The organism is Pseudonocardia sp. NPDC046786 (assembly GCF_040645415.1).
GTDB lineage: Bacteria > Actinomycetota > Actinomycetes > Mycobacteriales > Pseudonocardiaceae > Pseudonocardia > Pseudonocardia kongjuensis.
This window is the reverse complement of record NZ_JBEYYF010000023.1, coordinates 79675-105514: the sequence shown is the minus strand read 5'-3', so window position 1 is coordinate 105514 and position 25840 is coordinate 79675. Positions and strand designations below refer to the sequence as shown.

At 72.0% G+C, this 25840-nt stretch carries 26 protein-coding genes and 1 pseudogene; 18 read left to right on the top strand and 9 right to left on the bottom strand.

Annotated features, from left to right (window positions below):
- Positions 1-263, top strand: a pseudogene (locus ABZ881_RS24495) (IS5/IS1182 family transposase); the annotation flags it as partial.
- 437 nt (positions 264-700) lie between these two features.
- Here the strand turns inward: ABZ881_RS24495 and ABZ881_RS24490 are convergent.
- The 3 genes from ABZ881_RS24490 to ABZ881_RS24480 are packed head-to-tail and all read right to left on the bottom strand — an operon-like array spanning position 701 to position 4336.
- Complete coding sequence (locus tag ABZ881_RS24490; RefSeq protein WP_358487904.1) at positions 701-1222, bottom strand: hypothetical protein; 522 nt, start codon at positions 1220-1222, stop codon at positions 701-703.
- Positions 1219-2874, bottom strand: a complete 1656-nt coding sequence (locus tag ABZ881_RS24485; protein WP_358487903.1) for a thiamine pyrophosphate-binding protein — start codon at positions 2872-2874, stop codon at positions 1219-1221. The genes ABZ881_RS24490 and ABZ881_RS24485 overlap by 4 nt, the downstream gene beginning before the upstream one ends.
- Positions 2867-4336 (bottom strand): aldehyde dehydrogenase family protein, encoded by a 1470-nt coding sequence (locus ABZ881_RS24480; RefSeq protein WP_358487901.1) that lies wholly within the window; start codon positions 4334-4336, stop codon positions 2867-2869. The genes ABZ881_RS24485 and ABZ881_RS24480 overlap by 8 nt, the downstream gene beginning before the upstream one ends.
- 198 nt (positions 4337-4534) lie before the next feature.
- Between ABZ881_RS24480 and ABZ881_RS24475 the strand changes: the two genes are divergently transcribed.
- On the top strand, positions 4535-5908 hold the full coding sequence (locus ABZ881_RS24475) for an SLC13 family permease (RefSeq protein ID WP_358487900.1): 1374 nt from the start codon (positions 4535-4537) through the stop codon (positions 5906-5908).
- Here ABZ881_RS24475 and ABZ881_RS24470 read toward each other — a convergent pair.
- A complete protein-coding gene (locus tag ABZ881_RS24470) occupies positions 5886-6038 on the bottom strand; it encodes a hypothetical protein (protein WP_358487899.1) in 153 nt (50 codons plus the stop codon). The two genes, ABZ881_RS24475 and ABZ881_RS24470, sit on opposite strands and share 23 nt — an antisense overlap.
- A gap of 14 nt (positions 6039-6052) precedes the next feature.
- On the opposite strand from ABZ881_RS24470, the gene ABZ881_RS24465 reads away from it, so the two are divergent.
- The 11 genes from ABZ881_RS24465 (at position 6053) to ABZ881_RS24415 (ending at position 15405) form a co-directional block, all read left to right on the top strand.
- The gene (locus ABZ881_RS24465) at positions 6053-6391 is read left to right on the top strand and encodes an IclR family transcriptional regulator C-terminal domain-containing protein (RefSeq protein WP_358487897.1); all 339 of its coding nucleotides are present in this window, start codon (positions 6053-6055) and stop codon (positions 6389-6391) included.
- A 147-nt stretch (positions 6392-6538) separates the two neighbouring features.
- The gene (locus tag ABZ881_RS24460) at positions 6539-7918 is read left to right on the top strand and encodes a Rieske 2Fe-2S domain-containing protein (protein ID WP_358487896.1); all 1380 of its coding nucleotides are present in this window, start codon (positions 6539-6541) and stop codon (positions 7916-7918) included.
- Entirely contained in the window at positions 7915-8559 is a 645-nt protein-coding gene (locus ABZ881_RS24455) for a 3-phenylpropionate/cinnamic acid dioxygenase subunit beta (RefSeq protein ID WP_358487895.1), read from the top strand. Before ABZ881_RS24460 ends, ABZ881_RS24455 begins: the two co-directional genes overlap by 4 nt.
- Entirely contained in the window at positions 8556-8876 is a 321-nt protein-coding gene (locus ABZ881_RS24450) for a hypothetical protein (RefSeq protein ID WP_358487893.1), read from the top strand. Before ABZ881_RS24455 ends, ABZ881_RS24450 begins: the two co-directional genes overlap by 4 nt.
- The gene (gene hcaB, locus ABZ881_RS24445) at positions 8873-9658 is read left to right on the top strand and encodes a 3-(cis-5,6-dihydroxycyclohexa-1,3-dien-1-yl)propanoate dehydrogenase (protein WP_358487892.1); all 786 of its coding nucleotides are present in this window, start codon (positions 8873-8875) and stop codon (positions 9656-9658) included. Before ABZ881_RS24450 ends, hcaB begins: the two co-directional genes overlap by 4 nt.
- A 24-nt stretch (positions 9659-9682) precedes the next feature.
- The gene (locus tag ABZ881_RS24440; RefSeq protein WP_358487890.1) at positions 9683-9880 is read left to right on the top strand and encodes a ferredoxin; all 198 of its coding nucleotides are present in this window, start codon (positions 9683-9685) and stop codon (positions 9878-9880) included.
- The gene (locus tag ABZ881_RS24435; protein ID WP_358487889.1) at positions 9880-11076 is read left to right on the top strand and encodes an FAD-dependent oxidoreductase; all 1197 of its coding nucleotides are present in this window, start codon (positions 9880-9882) and stop codon (positions 11074-11076) included. The genes ABZ881_RS24440 and ABZ881_RS24435 overlap by 1 nt, the downstream gene beginning before the upstream one ends.
- Positions 11073-11813 carry a class II aldolase/adducin family protein gene (locus ABZ881_RS24430; protein WP_358487887.1) on the top strand — a complete coding sequence of 247 codons (741 nt, stop codon included), beginning with the start codon at positions 11073-11075 and terminating at the stop codon, positions 11811-11813. The genes ABZ881_RS24435 and ABZ881_RS24430 overlap by 4 nt, the downstream gene beginning before the upstream one ends.
- 28 nt (positions 11814-11841) lie before the next feature.
- Positions 11842-12522 (top strand): class II aldolase/adducin family protein, encoded by a 681-nt coding sequence (locus ABZ881_RS24425; RefSeq protein WP_358487886.1) that lies wholly within the window; start codon positions 11842-11844, stop codon positions 12520-12522.
- On the top strand, positions 12519-13511 hold the full coding sequence (locus ABZ881_RS24420) for an ABC transporter substrate-binding protein (RefSeq protein ID WP_358487885.1): 993 nt from the start codon (positions 12519-12521) through the stop codon (positions 13509-13511). The genes ABZ881_RS24425 and ABZ881_RS24420 overlap by 4 nt, the downstream gene beginning before the upstream one ends.
- A 178-nt stretch (positions 13512-13689) precedes the next feature.
- Entirely contained in the window at positions 13690-15405 is a 1716-nt protein-coding gene (locus ABZ881_RS24415; protein ID WP_358487911.1) for an FAD-dependent monooxygenase, read from the top strand.
- Between the two features lie 451 nt (positions 15406-15856).
- Here ABZ881_RS24415 and ABZ881_RS24410 read toward each other — a convergent pair whose 3' ends face one another.
- The 3 genes from ABZ881_RS24410 to ABZ881_RS24400 all read right to left on the bottom strand — a co-directional run bounded on the left by ABZ881_RS24410 (position 15857) and on the right by ABZ881_RS24400 (position 16965).
- Positions 15857-16081, bottom strand: coding sequence for a DUF3072 domain-containing protein (locus ABZ881_RS24410; RefSeq protein ID WP_344017607.1), 225 nt, complete (start codon positions 16079-16081; stop codon positions 15857-15859).
- 80 nt (positions 16082-16161) lie between these two features.
- Positions 16162-16647: a bacterioferritin gene (gene bfr / locus ABZ881_RS24405; RefSeq protein ID WP_358487883.1), complete on the bottom strand. Its 486-nt coding sequence runs from the start codon at positions 16645-16647 to the stop codon at positions 16162-16164.
- Between the two features lie 120 nt (positions 16648-16767).
- Positions 16768-16965 (bottom strand): (2Fe-2S)-binding protein, encoded by a 198-nt coding sequence (locus ABZ881_RS24400; protein WP_344017609.1) that lies wholly within the window; start codon positions 16963-16965, stop codon positions 16768-16770.
- A 95-nt stretch (positions 16966-17060) separates the two neighbouring features.
- Between ABZ881_RS24400 and ligD the strand changes: the two genes are divergently transcribed.
- The 5 genes from ligD (at position 17061) to ABZ881_RS24375 (ending at position 23653) form a co-directional block, all read left to right on the top strand.
- A complete protein-coding gene (ligD, locus tag ABZ881_RS24395; RefSeq protein WP_358487882.1) occupies positions 17061-19010 on the top strand; it encodes a non-homologous end-joining DNA ligase in 1950 nt (649 codons plus the stop codon).
- Between the two features lie 4 nt (positions 19011-19014).
- On the top strand, positions 19015-19809 hold the full coding sequence (locus ABZ881_RS24390) for a glycerophosphodiester phosphodiesterase family protein (RefSeq protein WP_358487881.1): 795 nt from the start codon (positions 19015-19017) through the stop codon (positions 19807-19809).
- 57 nt (positions 19810-19866) lie between these two features.
- On the top strand, positions 19867-21183 hold the full coding sequence (locus ABZ881_RS24385; RefSeq protein WP_358487879.1) for an MFS transporter: 1317 nt from the start codon (positions 19867-19869) through the stop codon (positions 21181-21183).
- Positions 21184-21427: 244 nt separating this feature from the next.
- A complete protein-coding gene (locus ABZ881_RS24380; RefSeq protein WP_085912326.1) occupies positions 21428-21769 on the top strand; it encodes an RNA polymerase-binding protein RbpA in 342 nt (113 codons plus the stop codon).
- Positions 21770-21880: 111 nt separating this feature from the next.
- Positions 21881-23653, top strand: a complete 1773-nt coding sequence (locus ABZ881_RS24375; protein WP_358487878.1) for a DUF885 domain-containing protein — start codon at positions 21881-21883, stop codon at positions 23651-23653.
- Between the two features lie 308 nt (positions 23654-23961).
- Here ABZ881_RS24375 and ABZ881_RS24370 read toward each other — a convergent pair whose 3' ends face one another.
- On the bottom strand, positions 23962-24759 hold the full coding sequence (locus tag ABZ881_RS24370) for a polyprenol monophosphomannose synthase (RefSeq protein WP_358487877.1): 798 nt from the start codon (positions 24757-24759) through the stop codon (positions 23962-23964).
- Positions 24760-24976: 217 nt separating this feature from the next.
- Positions 24977-25789 carry a PIG-L deacetylase family protein gene (locus ABZ881_RS24365; RefSeq protein ID WP_358487875.1) on the bottom strand — a complete coding sequence of 271 codons (813 nt, stop codon included), beginning with the start codon at positions 25787-25789 and terminating at the stop codon, positions 24977-24979.
- Positions 25790-25840 lie beyond the last annotated feature (51 nt).

Sequence of the window (25840 nt, the reverse complement as noted above, 5' to 3'; positions counted from 1 at the left end):
CCTATCAGGGTGGCGGTCCGGCGGTCCGGGTCCCGCAGCGCTGTCGTCGCCTCGACCCGGACACCGGCCGCTACCGGCGGCTGTCGGTGGCGCAGGCGCAGGCGCAGAAACAGGTCAACGTCGCGCACGCCCGTCAACGCGGCCCGGGAGAACGCGCGAATGCCCAGCTCAAGTCGTGGCAGGTGCTCCGCAAGATCCGCAGTTGCCCCGGTCACGCAACCGCCCTGGTCCAGGCGGTGACGGTGCTGATCCAGACCGACTGAGATCAAGTTGGAAAGAGTTCACTGCCCGTCCCCGCGGGCTGAACCCTCACCCCAGTCGACACGAACGGAGCGGAGCACCCGGCACAGCCGCAGGCCGGACGATCCCGCACGCCCGATCCGGAGAACCCGAGACGATCATGAACGAGAGATCAACTACCGACCGCCATGAATGACCGGGGCTAGAATCCGCCGCTGCTCCAGGCAGCCGCCGAGCCAGTCCACACCGTCGGCGATCGTGCGGGGAAGAGTGGATGATCCGTCGCGGACGGGAAGGAGCACCGGAACCTCCATGTTGCCGGTTGACGAGCGACGAAGCGTGGGACGGACGCCGAAGGGCCCGCCGGAAGATTCATGTCGTCCGAACCAACCAGATAGTAGTCACTGCGCAACGGTCTGACTACTGCTCTACGGAGGAATCCTCTGTTCAGCGGTATTGTTCAGCGCCGTAGGCGGACGAGGGCCCCAGTGAGCAGGGGGAGGGTGCCGAACACCACGCCAGGAACGAGGATCCCGGTCAGGAGGAGTGTGCGCACGACCACCGGCCAACTCCCTACAGCCGGCATGACCAGATGATTCATCAGCAGCGCGATCGGGAACAGTGCGACCCAGATCAGCACCGTCGTGCGCAGCTTCGATGGCGGCCGCGGGGTCCACTGGGCGAGTTCGTCCACGGCGAACGTGCGCGGCGGCTCGTCCGTCAGGTCCGCGACCTCGGCGAGCAGGGCGTGCCGCACCGGGCTGCGCTCCCAGGCCAGCAGGTCCTCGGCGCAGGCGAACGTGACCCCGACCCGCACCGTGACCCGGCCGCCGGACTGCTCCCGCTCGACGTAGGTCGCGAGGTGCCCCGGCACCGCGGCGGCCGCGCTCCCGAGCCGGTCCGCCCAGTCCGCGAGCCGGTCGCCCGGGCCCAGCACGGTCCGGGCGACCAGCACGCTCGCGGGGAGCGGCGCTGTACTCACTTGGCCACCGGGGGCGCCAGACCGGGCGGCAACCCCTCCATCTTGTCCTGCACGACGTCCACGATGGACGGCCCCGGGTACGCCAGGGCCTCCTCGAAGGCCGCCGCGAGGTCCTCGTCCCGAGTGACCCGAATACCGAGCGCCCCGGTGATCCGGGCGTACTCGGCGAAGTCCGGGTTCTCCAGGAAGACGCCGTGGTAGCGGCCGCCGTGCGCGGTACGCTGCCGGTCTCGGGTGTTGCCGTAGGCGTAGTTGTTGACGATCACGTTGACCACCGGGATCGCCTCGCGCACGCACGTCTCGAGGTCCTGGCCGACCATCCAGAAGCTGCCGTCCCCAGTCAGGGCGACGATCCGCTCCTCGGGCCGGGCGATCGCCATGCCCATCGCGGCCGGGAAGCCCCAGGCCATCGCGCCGCCCGCGGAGCCGTAGTAGCTGCGCGGCCGGTCGACGGCGACGTGCCGGGCCATCCACGGCCCGAAGGTGTGCACGTCCTGCACCACGACCACGCCCTCGCGCTCGACGAGCCGCTGGATGGCGGTGGTCAGCGCCACCGAGGTGACCGCCCCGGTGGGGATGCCCGCGGGCACGGCGCAGGCCTCGTCGTACTCCTTGCGCAGCGCGGTGCGCCGGGCCCGACGGCGGCCGTCCACCTCCGGGTCCACCTCCGCCAGGCTTGCGGCTAGGGCGGCGGCCGCTGCACCGGCGTCCGACACGATCCCGACACGCGGCGGGTACACCCGGCCGAGCTCCTCGGCGTCGATGTCGACGTGCACCAGGGCGGCGGCGTCCGGGACCAGCGTCCAGCGCTTGGTAGTGAACTCGGAGAACCGGCAGCCGAGCGCCAGGATGACGTCCGCCTCCCGGACGAGCCGGTCCGACACCTCATGCGCGCCGTAGCCGAGGGTGCCGAGGAAGGCCGGATCGGGGTTTGGCAGGGTGCCCTTGCGCAGCCAGGTGGTGACGAGCGGGGCGCCCGCCGCCTCGGCGAGCCGCAGCAGGACCGCCGGATCGCCCGCGCCGCCGCCCGCGATGATCGCGGGCCGCTCGGCCGCGGCGAGCAGCGCGGCGGCCTCCGCGATCCCCGCGGGTGCGGGGGCCGGGGCGTGCACCCGGGTGCGGGGGCCGGGGACCGCCGCCGTCCCCGCCTGGAGGACGTCCAGCGGCAGGGACACGACGACGGGGCCGGGCCTGCCGGTCACCGCGGTACGGACCGCGCGCTGTAGCAGCTCCGAGATTCGCTCCACGTCGTGGATCTCCACGACCCACTTGCAGAAGGGCTTGAACGCCGCAACGACGTCCATCTCCTCGAACGAGCGCCGCTCGGTGATCGAGCCGGGGACCTGCCCGATCAGGGCCACCATCGGGACGGACTCGTCGTGGGCGTTCTGCACGGCGATGGAGAGGTTCGCCGCGCCAGGCCCGCGGGAGGCCAGGCAGACTCCGGGGGCGCCGCCCGCGCGGGAGAAGCCGTCCGCCATGAAGCCGGCGACCTGCTCGTGCCGGGTGGACAGGTAGCGCAGGTCCGGGTGCTCGGCGAGAGCGTCGATCAGGTCCATCACGGTGGTACCGGGGAGTCCGAAGACGTGCGTGACGCCCTCGGCGACCAGGCAGTCCGCGACGAGGTCCGAGCCGGTGCGGGTCTCAGACAAGGATGTTCACCGCCTTGAGCTCGGTGTAGGACAGCAGCTCCTCGATGCTCTCCTCGCGCCCGATCCCGGAGGACTTGGTGCCGCCGAAGGGCATCCCCCAGAAGTGCCGGGAGGAGCCGTTGATCCAGACGTAGCCCGCGTCCAGCCGGTCTGCGAGGGTGACCGCGGTCGAGACGTCCCGGGTCCATATGCTGCCGGTCAGCCCGAACTCGACTCCGTTCGCGACCCGCACGGCCTCGTCGATCTCGTCGAAGGTCAGCACCGACATCACCGGGCCGAACACCTCCTCCTGCTCGATCCGCATGCCGGCGCGCACGTCCGTGAGGATGGTGGGCTCCAGGAAGTATCCTTTGTCCAGGCCCTCCGGGCGGTTCCCGCCGTAGGCGACGGTGGCGCCCTCGTCCGTCGCGATGCCCACGTAGGAGCGCGCCTTGTCGTACTGGGCGCGGGAGGCGAGCGGGCCCATTCGGGTCGCCGGGTTCGAAGGCAGCCCGATCGGGATGGCCGAGACCTGCGCGAGCACCTTGGCGAGCACCTCGTCGGCGACCGACGAGTGCAGCAGCACCCGGGAGGTGGAGCCGCAGGACTGGCCCTGCGACCAGGCGAAGTTCATCCCGTTGACGATCCCGATGGCGGCGGCGTCGAGGTCCGCGTCCGGGCAGACGATCAGCGCGTTCTTGCCGCCGAGCTCCAGGCTGATCTCCTTGACGCCCACCTCCGCGGCGTCCCGCTGGATGATCCGGCCCACCCGGTCCGAACCGATGAAGCCGATCCGGCGCACCAGCGGGTGCTTGACCAGCGCGCTGGAGGCCGCGGGCCCGCTGCCGGTGACGACCTGGAACAGGCCGGGCGGCAGGATCCCCTCGGCCAGCTCACCGAGCCGCAGCGCGGAGAGCGGGGTGATGTCCGAGGGCTTGAGGACGACGGCGTTCCCGGCCATCAGCGGCGCCGCGACCTTGGAGGTGGCGAAGAAGATCGGGTGGTTGAACGGCACGATCCGGGCGACCACGCCGAAGGGGGAGCGCCGCGTGTAGTGCAGGTTCTCCTGGCTGGCGGGGATGGTCGAGCCGCCGAGGTGGGAGGCGAAGTCCGCGAACAGGCCGAGGACCTCGGCACCCCACGCCACGTCATTGTGCATCGCGGTGACGGGGTTGCCGGAGTCCAGCGCGTCCAGCATCGCGAGCTCGTCGGTGTGTGCGAGCAGCACCTCGGCCAGGGAGCGCAGCCGCCTGCCGCGCTCCCGCACGTCCACCTGGCGCCACTGCGCGGCGGCGTCCGAGGCGGTGCGCACCGCCTCGTCGACGTCCGAGGGGGAGGCATCCGGCGCGCGGGTCAGGGTCAGCTCGGTGGCGGGGTCCTCGACCTCGTAGGTGCGGCCCTGCTCGGCGGGGCGGATCGCGCCGCCGATCGGTAGGGCCCACTCGCGCTCGGCGACGGTCGCCGCGCCAATCGTCGTCGACATCCACAGTCTCCACTTAAAGGAATACTACTCTGTCATACAGAAACTAGACCGGCACAGGGCGCAGGTCAATGTGTCCGAACCTTGACACAATCGACGTGTATGGCAGAGGGTTTTTCCGTCAGACAGAAACTGGCCAGCACCACCACCACGCCGCGACACCGACGCCGGTGAGCTCGCGGACCGAGTCGAGGGAGACCGGTGTCCATCCATGTCATCGCCATCGTGGCGCTCGTCCTGATCTTCGTGGTCGGCACGTCGCGCCCGATCAACCTCGGCGCGCTCGCGCTGATAGCCACGTTCCTGATCGGCACCCTCGTCGCGGGGGAGTCGGTCGGGGAGCTGCTCGACGGGTTCCCACCCGAGCTGTTCGTGCTGCTCGTAGGGGTCACGTACCTGTTCGGGCTCGCCGCCACGAACGGGACCATCGAGTGGCTCATCGACCGGGCCACCGGCCTGCTGGGCGACCGGCCGGCGGTCGTGCCCTGGATGATCTTCGTGTTCTCCGCCGTCCCGACCACGGCAGGCGCGCTTGGCCCGGCCGGTGTCGCCATGCTCGCCCCGCTCTGCCTGCGGCTCGGCGCGCGCTACAACATCGACCGCCGGATGACCGCACTGATGGTCATGCACGGCTCCTGTGCGGGCAACTTCTCGCCGCTCAACGGCCTCGCCGTGATCGTCCGGCAGGCCCTGAGCGCGAACGGGCTCGAGGTCTCCGCCTCGGTGCTGTTCTTTGGCAGCTTCGCCTACAACCTGGGCCTCGCGGTCGCCATCTACCTGATGTTCGGCGGGATCAAGCTGATCCGCGGTGAGCGGGACGCCGACGGCGGTGCCGTCACCGGTGGCGCGGCCGGTGCCGTCACCGACGCCCCCACTGGCGGCTCGGGTGGTTCGGGTGGTTCGGTCGCGGCGGGTGCCGAGGGCGGCACCACCATGGTCCGCAGTCGGGTCGCGGTCGAGGCGCCCCCGCGCGTCCCGCTGCGGTTCGACCAGGTCATCACGCTCTTGGTGATCGTCGCGGTGGCCGTCGGCGCCCTGGTGTTCAATCTGGAGATCGGCTTCCTGGCGCTGGCCGCGGCGGCGCTGCTGCACGCGGTGTTCCCGGCCCGGTTCGCCGAGGCGGACAAGAAGATCGTGTGGAGCGTCGTGCTCCTGATCTGTGGTGTGGTGACGTTCGTCGGGGCGATGCAGCGCTACGGTACCGTGGACATCGTCGGGGTCGGGATCGCCGGGCTCGGCGCGCCGCTGCTCACCGCGTTCCTGCTGTGCCTGGTGGCCGCGTTCACCTCGGCCTTCGCCTCCAGCGCGGGCCTGCTCGGGGTGCTGATCCCGCTGGCCGTGCCGTTCGTCGTGCAGGGCCAGATCGGGGCCGCGGCGATGATCATTGCGCTGTGCATCTCGGCTACGGTCGTCGACTCCACGCCCTTCTCCTCGGTCGGCGCGCTGACCCTGGCGAACGCCCCGGAGGAGGAGCGGCGCAGGCTGTTCCGCACGATGCTGGCCTGGGGGATCGGGATGGCCGCGACGGCTCCAATCATCACCTGGGTGATCTTCATTCTGCCGAGCGCGCTCTGAGCGACCGGTCGGCGGCGGTCACCACCATCAGGAGTGCAGCGACGCCGGCACTCACCGCCCCGAGGACGGTGAGGCCCGCATCGCTCGCCCCGTCGGTGTAGGCGAGAGCGAGGATCGCGGTGGCGAGCATCGCGCCGACGTACTGTGCCGTACGGGAGAGTCCCGTGGCAGCGCGGGCGGGGACTGCCGGTACACCGCGAGCTGGTTGGCCACCGAGTTGAGCCCCTGCGGGACTCCCATCACCGGGCGGACCTGGATCGGCAGCTGGACCAGGTGCGCAGGCGCGACTATGCGGTCAGCTCGGAGGAGAGCGAGGAGGGGGTGTCGTCGGTCGCCGTGGCCTTCGCGCCGACCCGCGCGCCCGCCCGGCTGGCCTTCAACGTCTCGCTGCCGACCTCCCGGCTGACCAAGACGGACCAGGCCCGGATCGGCACCGCCCTGGTCGAGACCGTTCGCGAGGCGGGAGCCGTGCTGCACAGCTGACGGAGCCCGGCCACGACGCCCCCGTCCGGATCGTCCCGGGCGGGGGCGTCGTGCTGTGCGGCGCCGTCTTGACAGACAGTGCGCGGTCATCGATTCTGTTTTTAGGATAACTGCTCTGTTGGTCAGAGAACGAAGAAGGAGTCGCCGATGACCGACCTCGATCTCGTGCTGGGAGAGGTGCGCCGAGGGATGATCCCCGCGCACATCTACAACGACGAGGAGATCTTCCGCCTGGAGAAGGAGCGGCTGTTCAGCCGGGCATGGCTCTTCGTGGGGCACGAGTCGGAGATCCCGCAGACGGGCGACTACGTGGTCCGCCGGGTGCTCGAGGACTCCTTCATCCTGTCCCGCGGCGAGGACGGCGAGATCCGCGCCCTGTTCAACATGTGCCTGCACCGCGGCATGCAGGTCTGCCGCGCGGAGATGGGCAACGCGAGCCACTTCCGTTGCCCGTACCACGGCTGGTCCTACCGCAACGACGGCCGGATCGTCGGGCTGCCCTTCCACAAGGACGCCTACGGGGGCGAGGCGGGCTTCAAGCGCAAGGACCAGACCCTGCTGCCCGCGCCCTCGCTGGACACCTACAACGGCCTGATCTTCATCTCGATGGACCCGGACGCGATCCCGCTGCGGGAGTACCTCGGGGACTTCACGTTCTTCCTGGACTACTACACGCGCCAGTCCGGCAGCGGCATCGAGCTGCGTGGGCCGCAGCGCTGGCGGGTCAAGGCGAACTGGAAGATCGGCGCCGAGAACTTCGCCGGGGACATGTACCACACCCCGCAGACCCACACCTCGGTCGTCGAGATCGGGCTGTTCCGCGAGCCCAAGGCGGAGAAGCGCAAGGACGGCAACACCTATTGGGCGGGCAACGGCGGCGGCACCACCTACAAGCTGCCCCCAGGCACGCTGGAGGAGAAGCTGCGCTACGTCGGCTACCCGGACGTCATGATCGAGAAGATGAAGCAGCAGTGGTCGGAGGACCAGCTCGACGTCATCGGCCGGGACGGGTTCATGATCTCGGCGGCGTCGATCTTCCCGAACATGAGCTTCGTGCACAACTGGCCCCGGGTCGAGGACTCCGAGGACGTGCTGCCCTTCATCTCCATCCGCACCTGGCAGCCGGTGGGGCCGGACGAGACCGAGGTCCTGTCCTGGTTCGCGGTCGACGCCGAGGCGCCCGAGGAGTTCAAGGCGCTGTCCTACAAGGCCTACCTGATGTGCTTCGGCTCGACCGGCATGTTCGAGCAGGACGACGTCGAGAACTGGGTCTCGCTGACCAACACCGCCGCCGGGACGATGGCCCGGCGGTTGCTCCTCAACAGCCGGATGGGGCTGCTGGAGGACGGCACCGAGGTCGTCGCGCCGCTGAGCCGCGATCAGTACGCGGGCCCGGGCGAGGCGCACGTCGGGTACGGCGAGTACAACCAGCGCCACCTGCTCGACCGCTGGGCCGACCTGCTGGAGAAGCCGGTCGAGAAGGTCTCGCAGGTCGAGGTCTCGGGCATCCCCGGGGGTGCCCAGTGAGCCTCGATGCGGCCACCGCCCCCAAGTCCGACGAGGAGCGGGTCGGCTCCAAGCCGACCGGCAACGGCGGCCCGTACTCCGAGCAGTCCCGGCTCGGCGGGCACGCCCCGCGCACCCAGCGCACCGGCTCGTCCCTGCCCTTCGACGATCCGCGCCACCTCGCCGCCCACCACTGGATGGTAGAGGAGGCCTACATCCTCGACGCGCAGAACTACGAGGACTGGCTGGACATCCTCACCGAGGACATCCACTACATCATGCCGGTGCGGGTCACCACGGCCCTGACCGCGGGCTTCGACTCCGCCCCGCACATGGCGCACTTCGACGAGAACAAGTACTCGCTGTCCCGGCGCGTCGCCCGGTTCCTCACCGAGCACGCCTGGACCGAGGACCCGCCCTCGCGACTGCGCCACCACGTGACCAACGTGCGGACCTTCGCCACCGCGAACCCGGACGAGCTGATCGTGGACACCGCGATCCTGCTTTACCGCAGCCGGGGTGACGTCCGCGAGGCGTCGGTGATCTCCGCGGGTCGCGAGGACCTGCTGCGCAAGGTCGGGGACGGCTGGCAGCTCGCCCGCCGCACGATCCTGGTGGACGACTCGGTGCTGCGGACGCAGAACCTGGCGGTCTTCCTGTGAGTCGCCTCCAGTGGGAGGGCGAGGACACCGACGCCGCCGCGGCCCGCCGCGCGGCCGAGGACCTCGCCGCCCTGAAGGCGCACCAGACGGGCGAGTCGATCAGCGTCGGGAACGAGTTCGCCGAGATCCGGGTGTCCCGCGTGGAGACCCGCAACGGCGCCCGGCTGCTGATCGAGGCGCCCAAGTCCGGGCAGTGGGTGGCCCTGTGCCCGCTCGAGGTCGAGTCGCTGACCTGGCAGAATGCCGACACCTTCTCGGCGATGATCGGTCATCCCTTCGGCCCCGTGTTCGAGTCGTTCGAGGAGGAGAGCTCGTGAGTGACTGGCTCGAGGGCAAGCGCGTCCTCGTCGTGGGAGCCGGGTCGGGGATCGGCCGGGCGGTGGTGGACGCCTTCCGCGCGGAGGGTGCCCAGGTCGCCGTCCTGGAGCGGGACGAGGCCAAGTGCGGGAAGCTGGCCGCGGAGATCCCGGGCCTGCCGATCGTGGTCGGGGACGCGACCACCCGCGAGGCGAACGAGGAGGCCGTGGCCCTGGCCGTCGACACCTTCGGCGGGCTGGACGTCCTGGTCAACTGCGTCGGCGTGTTCGACTTCTACCGTGGCATCGGCGAGCTGGACGCGGACCGGATCGACGCGGCGTTCGACGAGATCTTCCGGGTCAACGTCAAGACCCACCTGCACTCGGTCAAGGCGGCCCTGCCCTCGCTCAAGGAGAGCCGGGGCACGATCCTGCTCACCGAATCCACCTCCGCGTACTACCCCGGCCGCGGCGGCGTGCTGTACGTGTCGACCAAGTTCGCGGTCCGCGGGCTGGTCACCGCGATGGCGCACGAGCTGGCCCCGGAGATCCGAGTCAACGGCGTCGCGCCGGGTGGGACGCTGAGCACCGACCTGCGGGGGATCGGCAGCCTGGGGCTGGACGAGCGCAGGCTCAACGACACCCCCGGCCGGGCCGAGGAGCTGGCGGCGCGGGTGCCGCTGCAGGTGGCGCTGTCCGGCGAGGACCACGCGTGGAGCTACGTCTTCCTCGCGTCGGACCGCGCCCGCGGCATCACCGGCGGCGTCGTGCACCCCGACGGCGGCATCGGCGCCAAGGCCTGAGACCTTTCGAGAAGGAGTGACGACATGGCTGTCGTGAAGGCCCATCTGGAGGCCTGCCAGGGCTACGCGAACTGCGTGGTCGGGGCCGAGGACGTCTTCGACATCGACGACGACGGGATCGTGGTGCTGCTCAAGACCACGATCGCGGACGGCGACCGGACCCGGGTGGAGGAGGCGGCCCGCAGCTGCCCGGTGTCCGCGCTGGCCATCGAGGACGACTGATGGCCCGCACCGTCATCGTGGGCGCGTCCGTCGGTGGGGTGCGGACGGCGCAGGCGCTGCGGGCGGCGGGCTACGGCGGCGAGATCGTCCTGGTAGGAGACGAGGCCGAGCTGCCGTACGACAAGCCGCCGCTCTCCAAGGGCCTGCTGTCCGGCAAGACCAGCGCCGAGAGCGTCTGCCTGCTCACCCGGGAGGCCGCGGACGAGGCGAAGATCGAGCTCGTGCTCGGCAGCCCGGCCGTCGGGGTCGCCGAGGGGGCCGTCAGGCTCGCGGACGGGACCGAGCTGCCGTACGACGACCTGGTCGTCGCCACCGGCGCCCGGGCCCGGCCCTCGCCGTGGGGCACCCCGCCCGGGGTGCACGTCGTCCGGACCCTCGCGGACGCCACGGCCCTGGCCGAGGCGTTACGCGTGGGCGGCCCGATCGTCGTGGTCGGTGCCGGGTTCGTCGGCGTCGAGGTGGCCGCGACTGCGGTCGGCATGGGGCTCACCGACATCACCGTCGTCGATCCCGTCCCGGTGCCGCTGTCCCGGGTGCTCAGCCAGGAGGTCGCCGCGCTGTTCGGGGACCTGCACACCGGGCACGGCGTGAAGACCCGCTTCGGGGTCGGCCTCGCAGACATCCGCGAGGGCGAGGTCGAGCTCGCGGACGGAACCGTGCTGCCCTCAGCGGTGACCGTCGTCGGCATCGGCGCGATGCCCAACGACGAGTGGCTCGCAGGCAGCGTCCCCGTCGACGACGGGGTGCTGTGCGACGAGCACTGCCGTTCGGTCGAGGACCCGCACGTCTGGGCGGTCGGGGACGTCGCGCGCTGGTGGCATCCCGGCTACGAGCGCACCGTCCGACTTGAGCATTGGACCAACGCCGTCGAGCAAGCGGTCGTGGTGGCGCACAACATCACCCACCCCGAGGAGCTGCGCCCCCACCTGCCCGTCGAGTACGTCTGGAGCGACCAGTACGATTGGAAGATCCGGCTCGTCGGGCGGACCGGCGGGGACACCCACGTCCGGCTCGAGGGCGCGGACCCGGAGAAGTTCGCGGTGCTCTACGCCGAGGACGGGGTGTTCGTCGGTGCCCTCACGGTCAACTGGGCCAAGGCCCTGATCACCTGCAGGCGCGCTCTCACGACGGGGGCCACGGACTTCGCCGAGGTCCAGGCCAAGGTCGAGGCCGCCCGGCCGGTGGCCGCGCGATGACCGACCTCAAGGAGCAGCGCGAGCTGATCGCCGAGGCCTGTCGGGTCATCGCGGGCCGCGGCCTGGCGGACGGCATCCTCGGGCACATCTCGCTGCGGATCGACGAGAACCTGCTGCTCGTGCGCTGTCGCGGGCCGCGGGAGCGCGGGCTCGGCTACACCGTGCCGGAGGACATCCGGCTGGTGGACCTGGATGGGAACGAGGGCGCCCCGGGCGAGCTGGCGGGCTGGGCCCCGCCGAACGAGCTGCCCCTGCACACCGAGGTCCTGCGCCGTCGTCCGGACGTGGAGGCGGTGCTGCACGCCCATCCGCCGGAGGTCGTCGCGGCGGATCTGGCCGGGATCGAGATCCGGCCGATCGTCGGCGCGTTCGACATCCCCGGCACCCGGCTCGCCGCCGGGGGAGTGCCGGTGCACCCGCGCGGCGTGCTGATTCGGACCCTGGCCCAGGCCGAGGAGATGGTCGAGTCGATGGGGGACCGCCCCGTCGTCGTGCTGCGCGGGCACGGGCTGACCAGCGCGGCCGTCACGGTCGAGCAGGCGGTCCTGCAGGCCGTCTCGGTGGACGGGCTGGCCCGGCTGTCGCTGCAGGTCAAGGCCGCGGGCGGAACGCTCGTCGACCTGCCGGAGGCGGACATGGCCGAGCTGCCGGACCTCGGTTCCGGGTTCAACACCGGCACGGCATGGCGACACGAGCTGGCGCGGCTGGGCGGGGTCGTCGATTCAGGACCGTGTTGACTCACAGCTCGACGAGGAGTGCTCTTTGATGGCGAATGATCCACGAGACCTGGTGGCCACGGCATCACGCGTACTTGCCGCCCAAGGGCACGACGACCTGATCTGGGGCCACGCCTCGGTTCGGGACGAGGCGGGATGCTGGATCAAGGCAGCTGAATGGGGCCTAGGGGAGGTCACGCAGGACCGTGTCCAGCTCGTCGACCCCGACGGGGCCGTGCTCTCCGGAGAAGGCGCTCGGCACAGCGAGTACTCCATCCACACCGAGGTCCTCGCAGCCCGCCCGGACGTGGGCGCCGTGGTACACACGCACCCGCTGCACGCCGTCGCGCTCGCCGCGACCGCCCAGGAGCTGCTGCCGGTCAGCCACGCCGCGAACCTCTTCGTGCCGCCGGCCGTGCCTCGCTTCACCAGGACCGCGGACCTGATCCTCACCCGCGATCTGGGCCGCGAGGTCGCCGAGACCCTCGGGAACGCCGACGCGCTGTTCCTCGTCAACCATGGCATCGTCGTGGTGGGCCCGGACCTGCAGACGGCCACGGTGCGAGCGGTGGTGCTGGAACAGGCCTGCCGCCAGCAGCTGTTCACCCGGGGTTTCGGAGGGTGGCCGACCTGGTCGGACCCGGTGGAGTCGGCCGCCAAACGCGAGCACATCTACTCCGAGCGGGCCATGGGCGCAGCCTGGGACTACCTCGTGCGGCAGCTGCGGTGAACCTTCCGATCACTCTGGCCTGCTGGGACTACGACCGCACGCGCGCGCTCGCCGATGGGCGGGTGCGGCCGGAGGGTTTGTCGCTGACCTACCTCGAGCTTCCGATCGAGGAGACCTTCTTCCGGATGCTGCGGCACCGCGAGTTCGACGCTGCGGAGATGTCGCTGTCGTCCTACGCGACGCACCTCAGTAGCGCCCGGGAACCGGACCTCGTCGCGATCCCGGTCTTCCCCTCCCGTGCGTTCCGCCACCACGGAATCTACGTGCGGACCGACAGCTCCGTCCACGAGCCTGCCGAGCTGGCAGGCGGCGTGGTCGGCGTACCCGAGTACCAGCTCACCGCCAACGTCTGGATCCGTGGGATTCTCGCCGACCGGCACGGCCTGCCGGTCGACGCCGTGCGCTACCGCACCGGCGGGATGCACACCCCGGGTCGCATCGAGAAGCAGGCGCTCGACCTTCCTGCGGGAATCGACGTGGCGCCGATCCCGGCCGGCAAGACGCTCGTCGGCATGCTTGTCCGCGGTGACCTCGACGCCTTGTACGCACCGCGGACCCCGGCCCCGATGCTTGCGGGGGGCGACACCCTGCGGCGGCTGTTCACCGATCCCCGTGCCGAGGAGGAACGCTTCGCCGCCGAGACCGGGATCTTCCCGATCATGCACACCGTGGTGCTGCGGCGAGATGTCTACGCCGCCCACCGGTGGGCCGCGCGGTCGCTGTTCGACGCCTTCGCGGAGGCGAAGGAGCGGGCCGAGGCGCGAGTGGCGGAGGTCGCGGCGAACCCGTACCTGCTCCCCTGGGCGGCAGACGAGCTGGACCGCACGCGAGCTCTGCTCGGCCGCGACTTCTGGCCCTACGGGGTGGACGCCAACCGCGCCGTGCTGGAGGTGTTCCTGCGCTACGCGCACGAGCAGGGACTGACTGCACGGCGCCTTGCGCCGGAGGAGCTCTTCGCCCCGGAGACGCTCGAGACCTACGTGATCTAGGACGGCCGACGATGCAGTTCCACCTCGAGGGCTACCGACCCGGCGACCCGGCGCTGCATCCCGCCGATCCCGTCGCCGCCGCCCGCCCGCCCGGGCTCCCCGAGACGGCGGATGTCGTGATCGTCGGGGCAGGGCCGGCCGGCCTGGTGCTCGCCGCACAGCTCGCGCCTTTCCGGAGATCCACGTCGTCGTCGTCGATCGGCGGGACCGGCCCCTGGAGGTCGGTCAGGCCGACGGAGTGGCGTGCCGGACAGTCGAGATGTTCCAGGCGTTCGGCCTGGCCGACCCGCTCATCGCCGAGGGATACCAGGTCAACGAGGTGACATTTTGGCGGCCGGATCAGGCCGATCCCAGCGCGATCGTCCGGACCGGACGGGTGGAGGACGTCGAGGAGGGCATCTCCGAGATGCCTCACATGATCGTCAACCAGGCCCGGATGATGGACTACCTGCGTGAGCACGTGCGTCGCTCTCCGAGCAGGGCCGAGCCGTTCCACGGCCTGTCCGCCGTCGACGTGCGTGTCGACGGCGGGAGGGAGCACCCCGTGACGGTCACCCTGCAACACGTGGTGGAGGGTGAGCCGACGGGCGAGACCTCCGCGATCCGCGCGCGATACGCAGTCGGGTGCGACGGCGCACGAAGCGCAGTACGCCGCGCCCTCGGACTACGCCTCCACGGCGATCTCGCCCACCAGCGTTGGGGTGTGATGGACGTCCTGGTGGACACCACCTTCCCCGACATCCGACTCAAGTCCGCGATCACGTCGTCCCACGGAAGTCTGTTGGTGATCCCGCGCGAGGGCGGCCACCTCGTGCGGCTCTACGTCGAGTTGGAGTCGGACTCCGCCGACGTCACGCCGGACAGACTCGAAGCGGCGGTGAACGACATCCTGCATCCCTACACGCTGGAGGTTCGGCACGTCGGGTGGTGGTCGGTCTACCAAGTGGCACAGCGGCTGTGCGATCGCTTCGCAGACTCCACCGACGAGCCGCGGGTGTTCATAGCGGGGGACGCCTGCCACACCCACTCGGCGAAGGCGGGACAAGGCATGAACGTCTCGATGGCGGATGCGTTCAACCTCGGCTGGAAGCTGGGCACCGTGCTGCGCGGCTCTGCACCCTCCGCGATCCTGCGTACCTATTCGAGCGAGCGCCAGGAGGTCGCGCGGCAGCTGATCGAGTTCGACCGCGAGTTCGCCGCGCTGTTCGCCTCCCGCGACGCCGAGCCGGAGACCTTCCAGCGCTACTTCCGCGAGCAGGGGCGGTTCACCGCCGGGGTCGCTGTGCGGTACCCGCCGTCGGCACTGACAGCCGGTGCGGGACACCAGCACCTGGCCGAGGGCTTTCCCCAAGGTAGGCGCTTCCATTCGGCTCCCGTCGTGAGGCTCGCCGACGCCAAGCCCATGCAGCTCGGCCATGCCGCCCAGGCCGATGGAGCTTGGCGGCTGTACGTCTTCGCGGATCGTACGCACCCAGCCGAGCCGCACGGATCGTTGGCGGTGGTCTCTGAGCGGATCGAGCTGCTCGTCGCGCGATACACACCGCCGGGCGCCGAGCCAGACTCGGTGCTGGACGTTCGGGCGGTTCTGCAACAGTCTTGCAGAGAGGTCTCACCGCCGGAACTCCCCCCGGTGCTGCGGCCTCGCAAGGGGCCCTTCCTCCTCGTGGACCACGAGAAGGTGTTCTGCGCGGATCCTCTGGACGACGTCTTCGACACGCGGGTAATCGATCGGGACGGCTGCGTGGTCGTCGTTCGGCCGGACCAGTATGTCGCCGCAGTGTTGCCGCTCGACGCCCACGAGTCGCTCCGTGGGTTCCTCGACGGAGCGCTTGTGGTGCGGGAGGAGCCACTCGGTGGCAGCGAGATCATCACCCGTGCGCGCCCGCATACTTAAGCCTCGATCCGCAGACCTGCTTGGGTTGGTGATCTTGGTCGGTCGATGATCATGGCTGTGGCGAGGAGGCGTGCGGGAGTCGCTAGTCTTGTCCAGCTCTTCCACGTTGTGTGCTCTCGGGCCGGGTATCGGCGGGGTCGGGTCAAGCTGTGGCTGGCGGGCTGCCCGGGTTCAGGTGGCCGATGGTGTGGTCCCAGAGTCGTTGCCATGCCGGTGCCCTGGGCCATCGGCGGGGTAGGTGCAGCACTGGTGCGCGGGCAGGTTGAACCGTCCCGGGGTCGCGAGAGGCTGGGGTTTAGGCCACCTCCGTTGGGCGATGGTCCTAGCGTACAAACTGTCATAATGTGCATTATCGGCTCAACGGGTGCTGCGACGGGGAGAGGGCCGGATGCGGCGGCCGGCGGTCCGGCCACGCACCGGCCGTCCCGCCGGCGCCCGACCGGCGGCCGGATCAGCCCCGGCCCGCGGCGTCCTGCAGCTCGTCGATCCGGCGGGACGCCTCGGCCTTGCTGAGCCGGTCCAGGTCGTCCGGCGCATCCCGCCCGGCCTGCTGCAGCAGCGTCTCCAGGTACGACCGCTGAGGCCCGGTCATCGGCTCGTCACCCGTGGTCCAGTCCGCCGGGTCCTTCTCCGGCGTGCCGGGATCGACGGCGTCGTGTGCATGCTCGTTCGTCATGCATCGAACGTATCTTCGATCGCCGGTCCCCGCACGCCGGGCCCGCACGCGGGAACTGTCATAATCCTGCGCCGAGCGCCTCAGCCCGCGGTCGGCGGCTGGTCGACCAGCTGCGCGAGGTAGAGCTGCTCGCCGAGCCGGTCCATCAGCTCCAGGTTGGTCTCGATGTAGTCGATGTGGTGCTCCTCGTCGGCGAGGATCTTCTCGAACAGGTTCGCCGTCGTCATGTCGCCCTTGCTGCGGCACAGCGCGATGCCCGGGCGCAGCCGCTCCACGACGGCCAGCTCGATCGCCAGGTCCGCCTGCAGCTGCTCGCGCACGCTCTGCCCGATGGTCAGGGTGCCGAGCCGCTGGTAGTTCGGGAGGCCCTCCAGGAACAGGATCCGGTCGGTGATCTCCTCCGCGTGCCGCATCTCGTCGATCGACTCGGCGCGTGTGTAGGCCGCCATCTTGGTCAGGCCCCAGTTCTGCTGCATCTTGGCGTGCAGGAAGTACTGGTTGATCGCCGTGAGCTCGCTGGTCAGCTGCTCGTTGAGCAGGCCGATGATCTCGTCGTCGCCGCGCATGTCCCATCCCCTCGTCCAGTGCTGGTCGGACGGCGAATGTAGGGCAGCGCACAGTGGGCCCTGTCGATCAGGACCGGCTCATCGTCGTGCAGGCTCACCTGTGCTGTGGTGAGGCCCGGATCACGCAGAGGCGGGCAGCCGGTCGATGTCGTCGCCCGCGGACGTCGAGATCAGCAGGGTGCGGAGCCGGTCGTGACAGCTCCCGCAGCCGGTGCCCGCACCGCAGGCGTCGCCGATCGTGTCCACGCAGCGGGCGCCCTCCCGGACGCAGCCACGCACCTCCGCCTCGGTGACGGCAGCGCAGATGCACGCGAACACAGCAACCCCTTCCTTGTGGATAGGCAACCCTATGCTGACATTCGATCATCCTCGCCCACAAGGCCCGCGCGGCGCCGCATCGCTACGCTGCCCGGGTGCCGCTGGAGGAGTACCGCCGCAGGCGCGATCCGCGGCGCACCCCGGAGCCGGTCCCGGAGACCGACCCGGACCCGGCCACCCCGGACGGCGGGCGGTTCGTCGTCCAGGAGCACCACGCCACCGCGCTGCACTGGGACCTGCGGCTGGAACGCGGCGGCGTGCTCGTCTCCTGGGCGGTGCCCAAGGGACTGCCGGAGGACGCCGGGACCGTGCGGATGGCCGTCCGCACCGAGGACCACCCGCTGGAGTACCTGGACTTCCAGGGCGAGATCCCGCGTGGCGAGTACGGCGGCGGCCGGATGTCGGTGTGGGACTCCGGGAGCTACGAGACCGAGAAGTGGACCGACCGCGAGGTCGCCGTCGTCCTGCACGGCGAGCGTGCCACCGGCCGGTTCGTGCTGCTGCACCGGCCGGACGAGCGGCAGGATCGCTGGCTGCTGCGCCGCACCCGCGAGCAGCCACCCGGCGCCCGCACGTCCGGTGCACCGCTCCCCCGCGATCCGGCGCTCGCCGTGCCGAGCCGGGCGGCGCGGCTGCCGTCCGGTGACGACTGGTGGGTGCGGCCGGTGTTCGGCGGCCGGCGCGTGCTGGTGCGCAGCGACGGCGGACGGCTGACGCTGCACCCGGTCGGCGACGACGGCGTCCCCGGCGACCCGATCGACCCGCCGGGACGGCTGCGCGAGCTCGGCCCGGCGCTCGGCGCCGGTGGGCACCTGCTCGACGCCGAGCTGACCGGGCGCGGTGAGCTGTGGGTGGCCGACGTGCTGCACACCGGCGGCCGCGACGTCCGTGCGCTGCCCCTCGGCGACCGTCGCGCGCTGCTGGACGCGCTGCCGCTGGAGGGGCCGCACCGGCGCCCGGCTCCGCTGTACCCGAACGCGGGTGCGCAGCTGCTCGACGCGGTGCGGGCGCAGGGACTGCCCGGGGTGATCGCCGTCCGGGCGGGTTCGGCCTACCCGGCGGCCGGCGCGCCGTCGGACGACTGGCGGGAGGTTCCGGTGGGCGGATCGCGGACCCGCGGCGCGCGGCACGCGGACGGGTACGGCCGCGCCGCCCTGTCCAACCCGGACAAGGTGCTCTACCCGGCCACCGGCACCACGAAGGCCGACGTGCTCGGCCACTACCTGGCCGTCGCGGAGGCGATGCTGCCGCACCTCGACGGCCGCCCGGCGACCCTCAAGCGCTGGCCGGACGGGGTCGGGGCGTCGTCGTTCTTCGAGAAGAACGTGTCCCGGCACGCGCCGTCCTGGCTGCGCACCGCGCGGGTCGGGACGCCCGGCGGCCGATCGGAGTCGGCCGACTTCGCGGTGATCGCCGACGCCGAGGGGCTGGCCTGGGCGGCGAACCTGGCGGCGCTGGAGCTGCACGTGCCGCAGTGGCGGCTCGGCCCCCGCGACGCCCGGCACCCGCCGGACCGGGTGGTGTTCGATCTCGACCCGGGCGAGGGGACGACGGTGGTCGACTGCTGCCGGGTCGCGCTGCGGCTGCGCGCGCTGCTCGCCGAGCACGGCCTGCCGGTGCACCCGTCGACGTCCGGCGGCAAGGGGATGCAGCTCTACCTGCCGGTCCGGGTCACCCGGCCGGAGCGCACCTCGGAGTTCGCCAGGGAGGTCGCCGAACGGCTCGCGGCCGAGCATCCGCGGGACACGGTCGCGGTGATGGCCCGCGCCCGGCGCCGGGGGAAGGTGTTCGTCGACTGGAGCCAGAACAACACCGCGAAAACGACGATCGCCTCCTACTCCTTGCGCGGCCGCGAGCTGCCCACCGTCGCCACCCCGCTCACCTGGGACGAGGTGGAGGCCTGCCGCGACCCCGGCGAACTGGTGTTCACCCTCGACGACCTGCCCGGCCGGCTGGACACGCACGGGGACCTGATGCGTCCCCTGATCGACACCGACGGTTTCCGGCTCCCCCGTGGTGGCGCCGTCGCCGAGCTGCCAGGCTGATCCCGTGACCGGCCCGGACGACCGACACCCCTACCTCGCGGGCCCGTACCCGCGCGGCTATGCGCACCGCGGCTGGCACCTCGGTGAGCTGGCCGGCTGCGAGAACACCCTCGCGGCGTTCGTCGCCGCCGCCGACCACGGCGTGGGCTACGTCGAGCTGGACGTGCACGCCAGCGCCGACGGCGTCCCGTTCGTGCACCACGACCCGACGCTGGACCGCACCACCGACGCGGCCGGCCGGATCGACGCCCGGCCGGCCGCCGAGCTCGACAGCGTCCTCGTCCGTGGCGCGAGCCGCACCGAGCCGCTGCCCCGGCTGGCCGCCGTGCTCGCCGCGCTGCCCGGCACCCGGATCACGATCGAGCTGAAGTCCGACGCCGTGGTCGGCCCGACCCTCGCCGCGCTGGACGCGGCCGGCGCCTGGGACCGAGTGTGCCTGGGCTCGTTCTCCGACCGGCGGCTGGCCGCCGCCCGGACCGCGGCCGGGCCGCGGCTGTGCACCTCGATGGGGCAGGCCGCGGTGACCGGGCTACGGGCGCGCGCCTACCGGGTGCCCGCGCGGGCGCTGCCGCCGCTGACCGGGACGCTCGCCCAGGTCCCGCCGTGGTTCGGGCCGATCCCGGTGGCGGCCGACCGGCGGTTCGTCGCGGCCGCCCACGCGTCCGGCCGGGAGGTGCACGTGTGGACGGTGGACGAGCAGGCCGAGATGGAGCGGCTGCTGGACCTGGGTGTGGACGGGCTGCTGTCCGACCGGCCGGACCGGCTGCTGGAGGTGCTGGGCAGGCGGGCCCCGCGGTGAGCGGATCTCGGTGGTCGTACAGGGGCCGGTGCCCGGCCGCGCGGATAGTCTCCCCCGGTGACCGCAGCAACACTGTCCGGAGCGCAGCCCCGTCGATCCCGGGTGTGGGCGTGGGGCTTCTGGGACTGGGGCTCGTCGGGCTTCCAGCACATCGCCCTGACCTTCGTGTTCTCCGTGTACCTGACCGACGCGGTCGGAGCCGACCTGCCGGGCAGGATCAGCGCGAACAGCTGGCTGGCCTGGTCCACCGCGGCCGCCGGAGTGCTGATCGCGCTGATGGCGCCGGTGATCGGCCAGAGCGCGGACCGCAAGGGCCGCAGGCTGCGGGCGACCGGGGTGTGGACCGCACTCGTCGTGCTCAGCATGATCGGGATGTTCTGGGTCCGCGACGACTGGACCTACCTGTGGCTGGGGCTGGTGCTGCTCGGCCTGGCCTCGATCTTCGTCGAGCTGGCGGCGGTGTCGTACTACGCGCTGATGGCGCAGGTGTCGACGCCGGCGACGGTCGGCCGGGTGTCCGGCTTCGGCTGGGCGCTGGGCTACCTCGGCGGCATCGTCCTGCTGCTCGGCGTCTACGTCGGCTTCCTGTCCGGCGACGGCGGGTTGTTCGGGGTGTCCACGGCGGACGGGTTCGACGTCCGGATCTCGGTGCTGGTCGCCGCGATCTGGTTCGCCGTGTTCGCCGCGCCGATGTTCTTCCTGCTCCCGGAGACGGCACCGGCCGCACCCGGTGCGCCGAAGCTCGGCGTCGCGGGCTCCTACCGGCGGCTGCTCGCCGACCTGCGGGACCTGTACCGGGCCAGCCCGCACACGGTGTACTTCCTCGGGGCCAGCGCGCTCTACCGGGACGGCCTGAACGCCATCTTCGCCTTCGGCGGGGTGCTCGCGGTGACCGTGTACGGCCTGGACCCCGGCCAGGTGCTGCTGTTCGGGGTGGCGATCAACATCGTGGCCGCGACCGGGGCGCTCGTCGGCGGCCGTCTCGACGACCGGTACGGCCCGAAGGCGGTGGTGGCCGGGTCGCTGGCCGGCCTGGTCGCGGTCGGGATCGTGCTGCTGCTGGTGTCCGGCCCGACCATGTTCTGGATCTTCGGTCTGGTGCTGGGGGTGTTCGTCGGCCCGGCGCAGGCCTCGTCGCGCTCGTACCTGCTGCGGGTCTGCCCGGCGGGCCGGGAGGGCCAGCTGTTCGGGCTCTACGCCACGACCGGCCGCGCGGTGTCGTTCCTGGCGCCCGCGCTGATCGGTCTGTTCACCTACCTGTTCGGCTCGGACCGGGCGGGAACGATCGGGATCGTGCTGGTCCTGGCGCTGGGACTGCTCGCGCTGCTCCCGGTGCGCGCCCCGGAGCGTGCACCTGTCGCATCCGGTGCATGAACTCTCGCCGAACGCCAGTGAGTAGCGTCACACATGGCTGACACGTCACATCAGCGTGTGTAACGGGCCCTGATAGGGAACACTGGCCAATCGGGCGCAGGAATGGTTACCCCCGGGTAAGAACCGGGTGGTGATCGCTGCCCCGCCGCCGGAATAGCGTAGCCCCACGAACGTTACACCCGGTGGCGGCGACGTAACCGTCGAGGTGCCGCCGCCTCGACAGACGCAAGGAGGGTGACGACGCATGGCCGACCGCGTTCTGCGTGGCAGCCGGCTCGGGGCTGTCAGCTACGAGACCGACCGCAATCACGACCTGGCGCCGCGGCAGATGGTCCGTTATGTGTCCGAGTCCGGCTACGAGTTCGAGGTGCCGTTCGCGAACGACGCCGAGGCTCCGGCTACCTGGGAGTCGCCTCAGGGCGGCGTCGGTCGCCGGGTCGACGGGACCCAGCCGGATCAGAAGAAGCAGAAGCCCCCGCGTACCCACTGGGACATGCTGCTCGAGCGCCGGTCCATCGCAGAGCTCGAGGAGCTGCTCAACGAGCGCCTCGAGGTGCTGCGTGAGCGGCGCGCCGAGATCGCCTGACTCGGACACACGCGCACGGACACACGCGCTGCACGGAGCCCGGATCCACACAGGGGTCCGGGCTCCGTCGCGTGCGGGGGCCGGAAACGGCGGCGGGCATGATGGTGATCGATGAACGACATCACCTCGATCGACCGCCCCGCCCCGCCCGGGACCGCACGCCCCGTCACCGATCTGGCCGACGACCACGTCCGCAGGCTCGCCGAGCTCGACCCGATCCTCGCCGGCGACCTCGGCTGGCCGCAGGGACAGGAGCGGCTGCCCGATCTCTCCCCCGACGGGACCGCCGCCGTCGTCGCCGTCTGCCGGGCGACCCTGGACTGGCTCGCCGCGCTCCCCGCGCCCGACGACCCCGACGAGCGGCGGTGCGCCCGGCTCCTGACCGAGCGACTGGGCGCCCGGATCGCGCACGCCGAGTCCGGTGAGCCGCTGCGCGACGTGCAGGAGCTGTTCGGGCCGCTCGCCACGATCCGCACCGCGTTCACCCTGATGCCGGTGTCCGACGAGTCCTGCTGGGCGACCGTCGCCGCCCGGATGGGCCGGGTCCCCGAGGCGCTCGACGGGTACCGCGCGAGCCTCGCCGAGGGATCGCGTCGCGGCCTGTTCGCCGCATCCCGCCAGGTCGTCCGGGTCACCGAACAGCTCGACGCCTGGATCGCCGACGCCGGCGGCCGCGGCTGGTTCGCCGGCTTCGCCGGGCAGGCCGAGGTCGGTGCGGGCGTCCGGGCCGATCTGGACCGGAACGCCGCCGCCGCGGCCGCCGCGCTGCACGGGCTGCGCGACTGGCTGCGCGCCGAGTACCTGCCCGCCGCCGACGGCACCCCGGACGGCGTCGGCGCCGACCGCTACCGGATCGCGTCGCGTTTCTGGAACGGCGCCGACATCGACCCGGCCGAGGTCTACGACTGGGGCTGGTCGGAGTTCCGCAGGCTGCACGCCGAGATGGCGGTCGAGGCCCGACGGGTGCTGCCCGGCGCCGGGATCCGGGAGGCGATGGCGTTCCTGGACGACGACGGCGGCTCGACCGGCGTCGTCGAGGGCGGGGAGAACGCCCGCCGGTACCTGCAGCAGATCATGGACGACACCATCGCCGAGCTCGACGGCAGGCACTTCGACCTGTCCGGCAGGCTCCGCGACGTCGAGTCCCGGCTCGCGCCCACCGGCAGCGCCGCCGCCCCGTACTACACGCCGCCGTCGCTGGACTTCTCCCGGCCGGGCCGCACCTGGCTGCCCGCCTCGCCGGACGACCGCTACCCGCTGTGGGACCTGATCAGCACCTGGTACCACGAGGGCGTCCCCGGTCACCACCTGCAGCTGGCGTCGTGGGCGCTGCGCTCCTCGGAGCTGTCGACGTTCCAGACCTCGCTGGTCGGGGCGGTCAGCGCGGACGTCGAGGGCTGGGCGCTGTACGCCGAGCGGCTGATGGACGAGCTCGGTCACCACACCGATCCCGGGTCGCGGCTGGGCTACCTGAACGCACAGATGATGCGGGCGGTGCGGGTGGTCATCGACCTGGGGATGCACCTGTCGCTGCCGATCCCCGCCGACTCCCCGGTCGGCGCCGGGCTGCGCTGGACCCCGGAGCTGGGCCGCGAGTTCTTCGGCAGGCACGTCGGCGGCGGGGACGCGCTCGCCGACTCCGAGCTGCTGCGCTACCTGGGCGGGCCGGGGCAGGCCATCGGGTACAAGCTCGGCGAGCGCGCCTGGCTGACCGGCCGGGAGCAGGCTCGCACCGCGCACCTGGCCCGCGGCGAGCGGTTCGACCTGGCCGCCTGGCACGCCGCCGCGCTGGCCCAGGGAACGCTGGGCCTCGACGATCTGGTGCCGGAGCTGGCGGTGCTCCCCGCAGCGCGGTCCGGTGTGGCGGACGGCACCGCGCCCTGACGCTTGAACGGCGCGCCGGACCGGCGGACACTCGGCCCGTGACGGCGCGCCAGCGGCGTCACGACGTGTGGAAGTCACGGTCCGGTCGGTCTCCCCCGCCGCGACGACCGACCGCAGCGGAGACCGACATGTCCGACCGAGTGCTCGTCACCGGCGCGACCGGCAACACCGGCACCCATCTCGTCGGTGTCCTCACCGCCCGCGGCGACGCCGTGCTGGCCGGGTCGCGGTCCGGCTGATCCTGCCCACCGCCGTCGGGCGGCCGGTCCGGTACCGGCCGGTGACACCCGACGAGTTCGTCGGGCTGCTCACCCGGGCAGGCCTCCCCGACGACTACGCGCGGCACCTCGCGGGCCTGTTCGCGCCGGCCGCTGCGGGACGTCCAGACCGAGCCGGTAGGACAGGCCCCAGCAGGTGACCCGCCACAGCGCCTCGGCGACGATCGCGCCGCTCATCTTCGACGATCCGCGCTCCCGCTCGGCGAAGGTGATCGGCACCTCGCGGACCCGGAACCCGGCCCGCACCGCGCGCCAGGCCATGTCGACCTGGAAGCAGTAGCCCTGCGAGGCGACCGACTCCAGGTGCAGCTGTTCGAGCACCGAGCGCCGGAACACCCGGTAGCCGCCGGTGATGTCGCGGATCGGGACGCCCAGCGCGAGCCGGGAGTACAGGTTGCCGCCGCGCGAGAGCGCCTCGCGGTGCCACGGCCAGTTCACCACCCGGCCGCCGGGGACGTAGCGGGAGCCGAGCACGACGTCGGCGTCCTCCAGCGCGGCGAGCAGCGCCGGGAGGTCCTCGGGGGCGTGCGAGCCGTCGGCGTCCATCTCGACGACGACCTGGTGCTCCCCGGTCAGCGCGTGCCGGAAGCCGTCCAGGTAGGCGGCGCCGAGGCCGTCCTTGCCGGCCCGGTGCAGCACCGTGATCCGGTCGTCGGCGGCGGCCAGCTCGTCGGCGAGCTCACCGGTGCCGTCCGGGCTGGCGTCGTCGACCACCAGCACGTCCACGTCCGGCAGGCAGGCGTGCAACCGGGCGACCGCCGGACCCAGGTTCTCCCGCTCGTCGTAGGTCGGCACCACGACCAGGACCGGGCCCGGTGGTTCAGCCATTCTCGCCCTGTCCTTCCCTGCCCGTGCCCGCCGCACCGGACGACCCTACTGCCTCACTGCGTGCCGACCCGGGCCGTGACACACCGGGTGCACGGCCCGCGGTGGACGTGCCGGTGACGGTGCGCACCCGCCGGGCGCCGGAGTGCAGTTGTGCGGACAGCGTAGTCCTCACCCCGGAACGGGTGCGATCGACCGGCACGGTGGAGGGCGCGGATCCTCAGCGGGTGCCGGTGAGCAGGTGCGCGTTGCCCAGCGCGTCCAGGACACCCGGCCCGGGTGCGACGCCGTCCCGCTCGCCGCGCAGGAACCACTCGTAGCCGTACGCGGCGGCGAACGTCGCGTCCGGGACGGCGGCCGGGTCGATCTGGCTGGCGTGCGCGAGCATCGCGTCCCGCTTGACGGCGAGATCGGCGGCGCTCCCGGTGACCGCGACCGCGATCTCCGCGGTGACCCGGCCGAAGCCGACGCCTGCGGCGCGGGCCGCGCCGTGGATCAGGTGCCGGTCGTGGGCCGAGAGGGCGAGGTGCTCCCGGTCGACCGTCATCCGGTAGCCGGTGGCGCCGGTCAGCGAGCAGGCGATCGCCCCGGCGGCGTGCGCCGCGCGGTGGTCCGGGTGGCCGTAGATGCCGGAGTCGTCGTCGTGCACGACGGTCCCGGCGCCCTCGGCGTCCACCAGCTCGGCGACGGTGCGGCCGAGGACGACCGGATCGGCGCCGGCGAGCGCCCGCGGGTGCCCGGTGCCGGGGCCGCCGGGGAGCCCGGAGTCGCGGTGCCCGAGCAGCACCAGGCGGGACACACCGAGCAGCGCGGCCGCGTCCTCCAGCTCGCGGCGGCGCCGGTCGGTGACCGCCTCGCCGGGACCGAGCGGCAGCCGGGAGCCGCCGAGATCGCCGCCGGTGGCCATCACCAGCACGACGCGCGCGCCGGCGTCGGCGAGCCGGCGCAGGGTCAGCCCGGTGAAGATCGACTCGTCGTCGGGGTGGGCGTGCAGGGCGAGAACGGTCTCGCCGGACAGATCGGGGTTGTGCACCGTGTGATCGCTTCGCGTGCGGGGCCCGGACGGGCCGTCGGGAACGGGACC